At 51.1% G+C, this 8,708-nt stretch carries 9 protein-coding genes; 2 read left to right on the top strand and 7 right to left on the bottom strand.

Features of this window, described 5'->3' with window-relative positions; translation table 11 throughout:
* Window positions 1-469 (top strand): tetratricopeptide repeat protein (locus tag IQ260_RS22880; RefSeq protein ID WP_193995399.1); only part of this gene is annotated, 469 nt, incomplete at its 5' end.
* Window positions 470-752: 283 nt separating this feature from the next.
* Here the strand turns inward: IQ260_RS22880 and IQ260_RS22875 are convergent.
* The 7 genes from IQ260_RS22875 to IQ260_RS22845 form a co-directional block, all read right to left on the bottom strand.
* Window positions 753-947, bottom strand: coding sequence for a hypothetical protein (locus IQ260_RS22875; protein WP_193995398.1), 195 nt, complete (start codon window positions 945-947; stop codon window positions 753-755).
* A complete protein-coding gene (locus IQ260_RS22870) occupies window positions 940-1,167 on the bottom strand; it encodes a hypothetical protein (protein WP_193995397.1) in 228 nt (75 codons plus the stop codon). The genes IQ260_RS22875 and IQ260_RS22870 overlap by 8 nt, the downstream gene beginning before the upstream one ends.
* Window positions 1,160-1,369: a hypothetical protein gene (locus IQ260_RS22865; protein ID WP_193995396.1), complete on the bottom strand. Its 210-nt coding sequence runs from the start codon at window positions 1,367-1,369 to the stop codon at window positions 1,160-1,162. Before IQ260_RS22865 ends, IQ260_RS22870 begins: the two co-directional genes overlap by 8 nt.
* Window positions 1,370-1,520: 151 nt before the next feature.
* A complete protein-coding gene (gene murD / locus IQ260_RS22860; RefSeq protein ID WP_193995395.1) occupies window positions 1,521-2,900 on the bottom strand; it encodes a UDP-N-acetylmuramoyl-L-alanine--D-glutamate ligase in 1,380 nt (459 codons plus the stop codon).
* A gap of 66 nt (window positions 2,901-2,966) precedes the next feature.
* Complete coding sequence (gene glyS / locus IQ260_RS22855) at window positions 2,967-5,108, bottom strand: glycine--tRNA ligase subunit beta (protein WP_193995394.1); 2,142 nt, start codon at window positions 5,106-5,108, stop codon at window positions 2,967-2,969.
* Between the two features lie 357 nt (window positions 5,109-5,465).
* Window positions 5,466-5,711 (bottom strand): hypothetical protein, encoded by a 246-nt coding sequence (locus IQ260_RS22850; RefSeq protein WP_193995393.1) that lies wholly within the window; start codon window positions 5,709-5,711, stop codon window positions 5,466-5,468.
* 643 nt (window positions 5,712-6,354) lie between these two features.
* Window positions 6,355-6,549, bottom strand: a complete 195-nt coding sequence (locus tag IQ260_RS22845; protein ID WP_193995392.1) for a 4-oxalocrotonate tautomerase — start codon at window positions 6,547-6,549, stop codon at window positions 6,355-6,357.
* 129 nt (window positions 6,550-6,678) lie between these two features.
* On the opposite strand from IQ260_RS22845, the gene IQ260_RS22840 reads away from it, so the two are divergent.
* A partial coding sequence (locus tag IQ260_RS22840) for an NACHT domain-containing protein (protein WP_228016359.1) occupies window positions 6,679-8,708 on the top strand: 2,030 nt, incomplete at its 3' end.

The following is an 8,708-nucleotide window of genomic DNA, read 5'->3' as shown; positions in this document are numbered from 1 at the left end:
GATCGCACTCTACGAAGAGTCCTTAGCGATCGAAGAAAAAATCGGCAATGCCCAAGGCAAAGCCGCCACCCTGCACCAACTGGCCATTCTCAAAGCGAACCAGGGGGACGTGGCGGGTGCGATCGCACTCTACGAAGAGTCCTTAGCCATCACTGAAAAAATCGGGGATGTCCAAACCAAAGCCGCTACCCTGCACCAACTGGCCATTCTCAAAGCGAACCAGGGGGACGTGGACGGTGCAATTGAGCTATTCCAAGAATCTTTAACAATTGAAGAAAAAATTGGCTATGCAGAAGGCAAGGCCGCAACATTATGGTGGTTAGGTCAGCTTTTTGCTGAACAAAAACAATCCCCTACAACAGGTCTCACCTATTTACGTCAGGCCCTAACCATTTATCAACAGATAAAATCTCCCAGCCAAGATAGTCTAGAGCAAACTATCCGTCGCATTGAAAACAATCTTTCATAAGAATTTATTCTAAACCCATTGGAAGGTGGGCAGTGCCCACCCTACTTACGCCTCAAACCTTTCGCAGAAACCAGTCCAGCACCTATATAATCGACCCCGCCGTAACCCCAACCTAATGCCATTAGGGACAATCCTATACGTTGGGTTGTAGGGCGGCGCCCCGGCCCTGCCCAGGGGGTTTGGGGAACACGGAGGGACCCCAAGCAACACTTTCAACCTCCCCATCAACCACCCAAAATACTTTCCAACAAACACCTGCATCTCAAACTCTCACCCAGAAAGACTAGCTAGCAATCTTTCCCCTAATCATATCAAACAGCATAAAAAACCAAGATTTAATCCGATTCAAACCAGATTTTTCTAACCTAATCTTTCGAGCCTCCCGATCCGCATCAATCTGGCGCATCCGCTCAGTCCAAGCCTCTCGCTCGATACGCATCGCGTCAATCTTCTTACGCATATCACTAAAATTACTCATCGAGCCTCCTATTAATCGCTTCAAGCTCATCCATAATCCGTTTTCGTCCCACAGTAGTCTCGTTAATCAGGATTTCAAGAATTTCATCAATACCCGAAAAGCGACCATTACACTCCTCTATAAATTGTCCTAGTGCTTCTGTAGTAGTGTCCAATGACTCATTAACGCGATTAATCCTACCAAGCAGCTGATTAATCGCCTGTCGTGTCTCACTATCCATACTGCTCAGCGTCCTTTGCCAACGCTTCCCGCGTCGCCTGAATGCCTCGCTTCGCCAAGAGCAACAACTTCTGACTATCCGGCATTTGCTCCCAGACATCGTCTGGAATCCCGGCTAGCTCGGCAAACTCTTCTAGCTCTTTTTCAATACCGCCAATGTCTACACTGACACGACGGACCTTGGGTTTAGGATCTTTTGCCATCGGGACTACCGTAGCGTTCGCCTCCAGGATAGCATCATGTGCTGCATCTGATGCAGGTATTAACAGCTGAGATATCAGGTTTCGCTCTATGTCATATAGCCAGTGAAGAATTGGTTAGATTATCGAAAAGATCATATGACCTCTCCCCCCACTACTGCAAAACCCTCTCACACTGACTACGAAAATCATCCCCCCGCGCCTCAAAATTAGCATACTGATCAAAACTCGCACAGGCAGGAGACAGAAGAACAACCTTTGCCTTTAACCCCAAAGCAATCTCCTGACTACGCCTAACCGCATGCTCCATAGTCTCAACCACCTCAAAGCGACCATAGCCAACATCAATCAACCGCTGACTAAACTTAGCCGCCGCATCCCCAATCAACAGCACCTGAACCGTCTTTTCCTTAATACGCTCGAGCCAAACACTATCATCACCTTCCTTCTCATCCCCCCCCGCAATCAAAATTACAGGACCATCAACAGAATCTAAACCCACTTCAGCCGCATCATAATTAGTAGCCTTACTATCATTAATAAAATCAATCCCCTCCCACGTAGCAATGTACTCGAGTCGGTGGGCCACCCCCGAAAAATTCTCAATCGCAATCGCAATCGCATCATTGGGAACGCCCGCTAACTTAGCAGCCGCAACAGCCATCAACAGATTTTGTAAATTGTGACGACCCACCATCTTAAGACTGCTAGCCATCAGCACCTGCTCATCCTGGTGAACAACCCAGCCATGGTGATCAATATAAGTACTAGGAATGATGGGCGCGATCGCATTCGGACCATCAATACTAGTCCAATAGCTATGATCCCATCGGTTTACCAACGTTTCCCGCAGATAGGGATCGTCACCATTGAGAATACGCTTGTCGCTCCGCTCTAGCAGGGCCGCCTTAATAGCATAGTAATTATCAATCGTTTTATGGCGGCTAAGGTGGTCGGGGGTAAAGGTGGTCCAAATGCCGATTTTAGGTTTGGGACCGATGGAGGCTTCGATTTGATAGCTGCTAAGTTCGGCAATTACCCAGTCGGGTTCGGGGTCTAGGGCTACCTGGCAGGCGGCGTAGCCGATGTTGCCACAGGCGGGGGCACTGAGGTTAGCGGCCTTAAAGATAGCGGCAACCAGCTCGGTGGTGGTGGTTTTGCCATTGGTGCCGGTAATACCCAGCCAGGGCAGATGGCTGAGGGCACGCCAGGCCAGCTCCATTTCACCAATGGTGCAGATGCCGTTTTCTCTGGCGGTAACTAAGCCGGGCAAGTCCCAGGGGACACCGGGGCTAGCCACGACCAAATCCATGGGGTCGTCAGCCGAAAAGGTGTGTCCCAGTTTGACATCAATGTTTTCGCTGGCCAAGGTCTGTTGTTGCGCCAGCTGGCGTTCGCCGCTGTTGCGATCGCTAATCACCACCTGCCAGCCTTGTTTTTTAAGCAACCGGGCAGCGGCGACTCCAGATAGTCCCAGGCCAATCACATAGGCAGTGGGCTGCGACTCAGGCTGATCTAGTTTGGCTGCTTCCATGGTGAATTCCCCGTAACCCCAGGAGAGTAAATGTAGCAGATTTATCGAGGGAGTAGGGAATGGCCGTTAACCTTTAACAATTGCCCCGAAGTCTGCTAGCACCCGCGCATGGTTGCGCAGCAGACCTAGTAAATTGAGGCGGTTCTGACGAATAGCGGCATCGTCATCCATCACCATGACACTGTTGTCCCCGTCAAAAAACTCCGCCACGACGGGGGCCGCTTGCTTGAGGCCATCAATCAGCTTTTGGTAGTCGCGCTCAGCCTGAGCCGCCTGGGTTTGGGGCACTAGCTGCTGCAGACTTTTGTGAAAATCCGTTTCCGCCGGGGACTGGAATAAAGCCGTATCGACAATTTTAGCTGGGTCCAGACTGACGGTATCGAGGTCGCCCTTGGTGGCCAGCTTAGAGGCGCGGTTGACGGTTGCGTAGACGCTGGCCAGGGTGCCGTCAGTACGAATGTGCTGGAGAAAGCGGGCGCGATCGCGAGCGTCGAGCAAATTACTCAGCACCCGGTTGCGATAGTCGGGGTCGTCTTCACCTACGGCGGCATTGATCAGGTCATAATCAATTCCTTCATCATCCTGGAGCAGGGTACGCACCCGCTGCTCAAAGAAGGACTCCAGATCCTGCTGCAGCTCAGCGACGTTTGCACCATAATGGTCAGCTGCAAACGCGATGGTAATTGCCTGGAGCAGCTCCATCAGGTTAAGGTCCAAGCCACCTGCCCAAATAATGCTGACAACAGCATTGGCAGCCCGACGCAGGGCAAACGGATCCGAGGAACCCGTGGGTTTCATCCCCAGGCTAAAGATGCTCACCAGGGTATCGAGGCGGTCGGCCAACCCCACCACCTGTCCGGTGAGGGTTTCGGGCAAACTATCTCCCGCCCCCTTGGGTAAATAGTGTTCAGAGATGGCCGTGGCGACGGCCTCTGGCTCCTGGCTATGGCGGGCATATTTTTCGCCCATGATGCCCTGCAGCTCTGGAAACTCGCCCACCATCTGGGTGACAAGGTCAGCTTTGCACAGCAGCGCGGCGCGGTTGACGAGGTCAGTCTGTGGGGTGCTGAGGCCGAGTTGGTTTGCGATCGCACCCGCCACCGCCACAATCCGGTCCACCTTTTGGCGCACAGACCCCAGCCGTTCTTCAAAGGTGACCATCTCCAGCTTGGGCAGATAGTCCGCCAGCAGCTGGGTACGGTCCGCATTAAAAAAGAACATGCCGTCTGCCAGGCGGGCGCGGATTACCCGACCATTACCCTCGGCGATGATGTCCGACTTAGCCGGGTCACCGTTGGAAATGGTAATAAAGCTGGGCAGCAGGCTATCGCCCGACTTCAGTGGAAAGTAGCGCTGGTGGCTTTCCATTTCGGTAATGGCCACTTCCGACGGCAGCTCTAGAAACTCTTCGTCGTACTTACCCACCACGGCGGTGGGCCATTCCACCAGATTGATCACTTCGTCCAGCAGCTCCGGGTTGACGATGGCCTCACCCTTAGCGGATTTAGCCGCTTTGTCCACCTGGGCCACGATCTTTTTGCGTCGTTCCTCCGGGTCGACATCAATATAGATGGACTTCATCGCCTCGACGTAGCCGGTGGCATCCTTGAGGGTGAGGGGTTTGGGGTGGAGGACGCGATGGCCTTCGGTGGTGCGATCGCTAACACACACCTCAGATCCATTTGTCAACGTAATCGGCAGCACCTGGTCATCCATTAGCGTCACCAGCCAGCGCACCGGTCGGGGAAACCTGAGGTCACCATCGCCCCAGCGCATAAACCGTTTACCCTCAAGGCCCAAAATCCACTGAGGAATCAGCTCAGTTAAAATCTCAGCCGCATCCCGCCCCGCAATTTTCTGCGTAACAAAGATAAACTCACCCTTTTTCGTTTCTCGAATTTCAAAATCATCCACGCTCACCCCACGGGAGCGGGCAAACCCTTCTGCCGCCTTAGTCGGCTTCCCATCCTTAAACGCCGCCTTGACCGACGGACCTTTCGCCTCTTCCTCGCGGTCCGGCTGACGCTTGGGGATACCGTTGAGTATCAGGGACAGCCGACGCGGCGTGCCATAGAACTCGATACTTTCTGGGCTCAGCAGCTGCTCATCTAACTCCGCTGGAATTTTGGCTTTCCATTGGTTAAGAGCATCGCTAACAAAGCTGGCTGGTAGGTCTTCGGTACCGACTTCGAGTAAGAAGGTCGCCATGGGTGCGCTAAAGGGGTTGAGTCAAAAACCCTAGTATTATGGCAGGAATAAGGATACGTGGAACGTTGACTTCGGCTGTCTGCGATTATATCGATCGTAAGGTGGCTTTGGGTGTTGCATTGATCCTCATCCCCCGGCCCCTTCTCCCCGAGGGAGAAGGGGAGTTGGACTCGAAGTCCTTCTTTGCCGAGAAGAAAAGGGAACTAGACTCAAAGTCCTTCTCCCTCGGGGAGAAGGATTTAGGAAGAGGGCTCGACATCTCAAGCCACTCTCCGATCTACGTACGAACAGCGGTCCTCAACTATTCCATCTCCCAGGAAGAGATCAGATCATGTCTTCCCGTGTCAGAGATTAAATTCAACCCACCCTGACTCGTTTCGTCAGAATCGCCATCATTTCATTCGGTCGCCCGGTGGGTAAGGGCTTACTCCAATCATTCGGCTCGGCATAGTTGAGCTTATGGAGCAGCAGGATGGTGTTGCGAATAGCCGTCAGGCTACCCAGCAGCGTGTGGTTAACGTTTTCGTATTGAAACTCGGGCAGGGAACTGTCGGCAGGCGGAACGTTGGACGCGCCTGCGCCCTGGTTAGTATCTTTAAACATGGGTCTGGTCTCCAGATTTAGGTACAGGCCCCCTGGGGCTAGAGCCCAGGAGGCTGGAGCCAGAACCCAATACCCAGCGGCTCCTCAGAAATTTTGCAAAGCGGAGCTACTGAGCCATAATAGCCGAAGCTTCCAGGATTGCTTGGAAATCCGGGAGGTTAGCTGTCAGCAAGGTGTTCACAGCACCTGCTGACAGTGCCAAATATTGAGTTCTGAAATTAGGCCACGATAAACACCGCAGCCTTGAAATGAACATACGACCTATGGATAGCGGTCGTCAAGTAACAGATTATTGATTTAAAAGAGATAGCGTCAGATCTTGCATCTGGTGAGGAAGCGTTCACCCGCCCAGGGTTCGAAACCCAGGGCTAATCGAAGGGTGTCCACTGAAAGGGACACAATCCTCGGAGATGTGTGTTTAGGGTTCGCTTCCACAATAGTTAACTACTCTTCGCTCGGTCCACGACCGACCACTCACGCCGCCACACCAAAGTGTCCCTTCAGTGGACAACCCTCAGTTAGCGCTGGCGTTTCAACCCAGCGCGGGCTGCAGCAACACAGCCGATCTTGGTACAAGATATGCGAGTTTAGCGGACAACCCTCAGTTAGCGCCGGAATTTCAACCCAGCGCGGGCTGCAGCTCTCAATCAGGAAACTTATCCGAACACAGCTGTCCACCCACGCCCCAGTTTTCCTTTTTCACATCCTCAATCACCACATAAATCGACGCCTCGCTACAGCCAGCAATACGAGCCGTTTCACGGGTGAGTGTCTCCACCAGCTCTCGTTTTTGTTCAACGGTTCTGCCAGGCAAAATCTCAACACGAATGATAGGCATAATGTTCTTATTCAAACTCACAGTGAGCCCTTCGACTCCGCTCAGGGCTCATTGCAGATATTAATCCTTTTGCCATCTTTAGAAAAACTGGCTATGGTCTAAGCAGTTCCTCCTAATCAAAAATCGTTGATGGCTAGTCTGAACGGGTTTTGGCAGTTTCTAAAGACGGATGTAAAGGATATTCCGTGGGGTGAACTGGCCGAGAGGGGAATTGAGGCGGTCAGCGCAAGCAATGATTTAGGGGAAACGTGGGAAGACCATAAGTCTGACCTGAATCAGCTGGCTCCCTATTTTGAGAAGGTAGAGCCATTTTTTAAGGTGCTGAGCGATCCAGATGCTCAGATGGTAATTTCAGGGCTGCCGTTTGTGTCTATCGGTATTGGCCTGCTCAGAATCTATCTAAACCTGAGTAAAACTGAACCTACGTTTGAAAGTTCTGTCGTGCTAGTAGCGCAGCTGGCCTATTTACAGAGTTTGGAAGCCGTACTTGAGCATGTTGCTGATACTGAAAAACTAAAAACAGTTTCTCTGAAGAACCTGCTAGAAAAACAGCTTGCTCAGCTAGATACACAAAAGCTGACGTCCAATGAACTGAAAATGGTTACGAGCCGGTTTAGAGAATCGAAACTGGCCGAACTATTGGGTACAGCATTAGTGGAACAGCTACAGCAAGCTGGTCTAGGTGAAGCTGAATCAAAGAAGCTGAGTGAGCAGGTCAGCTGGGGAACCCCTCGATATATACATCAGGCAATTTCGGAGGCAGGGGAGAGTGTAGAACCGCTGGCAGAACTTTATCGAACGGGCGGTCAGCAAGAACAAGACCGCTATGTCAGCATTGACGCTTATCTAAAGAAAAAGATTGCGCCACTTCCAAAAGAACAGGTCTTTGATGAAAGCGATCCGCCGATCACATTCGACGATATCTATGTGCCCCTGAATGTACAGCCACTGACTCAATCAGGTAAAAAAAAGGAGGACACAGACCCTGTCAACATTCACAAATGGGCACAAAGTCTTTTAGAACAGACAGGTCCTCGCAAAGTGATGTTTATTGAGGGGGACGCTGGGCAGGGTAAGTCTGTATTTTGTCGTATGTTTGCCGCTGAGGTATGCCAAACTCAGTCGTTTTTATACATTCCGCTGTTTATTCGACTGCGCAGTCTGCGAGCTATTGAAAACACACTGACCGAAACCCTAGAGAACTGTCCTGACTTGGAGCCTGTTGAGTTTGTTGGCACGGAAGGATGGCTAAAGGATAAAAACACTCGGTTCTTGATAATCTTAGACGGATTTGATGAGCTGTTGCTGCAAGGACGGTCTACTGGTGGGTTACAAGAATTTCTGCAACAGGTGTCAGATTTTCAGGAGCGCAGCCATCATCAGTGTTTGGTGACAGGTAGACCGCTAGCTTTGCAAGGAATCGCCCAGCGAATTACTCAAAATAAAACATTGGAACGGGTTAAGTTACAGCCTATGGATAATGCTCTGCAGGAGCGGTGGTTAATAAATTGGCAAGCTATTTTTGAAGAAAAGGAAGTGAACCAATTCCGCCAGTTTCTAGAGGCTTGCCCAACAGAGATTGGTAATAATTTGGCTCGAGAACCTTTACTCATTTATCTTTTAGCACGGCTGCATCGAGAGAAACAATTGACGAGTGAGATGTTTGCAGATGCTGAGCAAGAAAGTCAAGCAAAGCTGCGGATATATCGCGGGTCGGTCAACTGGGTGCTAGAAAAACAGCGTCAGGCTGAAAACATCCGTCTGTCGGGCCTGGATGACCCTGACGATCTGCGTGAAGTCTTACAGGAAGCTGCTCTATGTGTAGTGCAGTCGGGGAATGAAACAGCTCAGCTATCAATGTTGAAAGCACGATTTCAAGATAGTGCCAATCCAGTAGCCACATCTCTCAAAACGGCTCAAGAAACTACTGGGCAGTCAGAGGATAAGGCTCTTAACAATCTGCTCACAACCTTTTATTTGCGCCCTGGAGAAGGAGATAAACGAGGCTCGGTAGAATTTGCCCACAAAAGCTTTGGGGAGTACCTATTTGCCGAACGCCTGATAGCCGCTTTTGAAAGCTGGACTGAGCTGGATCGTAGAAAGCGTTTTCGGCTGGATGATCGGACTGTCTATGGGCAAATCTATGATCTGTTTGGGTT

This window comes from Leptolyngbya cf. ectocarpi LEGE 11479 (genome assembly GCF_015207065.1).
Lineage (GTDB): Bacteria > Cyanobacteriota > Cyanobacteriia > Phormidesmidales > Phormidesmidaceae > Leptothoe > Leptothoe ectocarpi.
Note: the sequence above shows the minus strand (reverse complement) of the source record. Positions and strands in the feature narration are given on the sequence as shown.

Excerpts from the sequence above, each read along its gene's own strand:
- IQ260_RS22875 (WP_193995398.1), bottom strand. The coding sequence starts at position 947 with ATGAGTAATTTTAGTGATATGCGTAAGAAGATTGACGCGATGCGTATC.
- IQ260_RS22870 (WP_193995397.1), bottom strand. The coding sequence starts at position 1,167 with ATGGATAGTGAGACACGACAGGCGATTAATCAGCTGCTTGGTAGGATT.
- IQ260_RS22865 (WP_193995396.1), bottom strand. The coding sequence starts at position 1,369 with ATGGCAAAAGATCCTAAACCCAAGGTCCGTCGTGTCAGTGTAGACATT.
- murD (WP_193995395.1), bottom strand. The coding sequence starts at position 2,900 with ATGGAAGCAGCCAAACTAGATCAGCCTGAGTCGCAGCCCACTGCCTAT.
- glyS (WP_193995394.1), bottom strand. The coding sequence starts at position 5,108 with ATGGCGACCTTCTTACTCGAAGTCGGTACCGAAGACCTACCAGCCAGC.
- IQ260_RS22850 (WP_193995393.1), bottom strand. The coding sequence starts at position 5,711 with ATGTTTAAAGATACTAACCAGGGCGCAGGCGCGTCCAACGTTCCGCCT.
- IQ260_RS22845 (WP_193995392.1), bottom strand. The coding sequence starts at position 6,549 with ATGCCTATCATTCGTGTTGAGATTTTGCCTGGCAGAACCGTTGAACAA.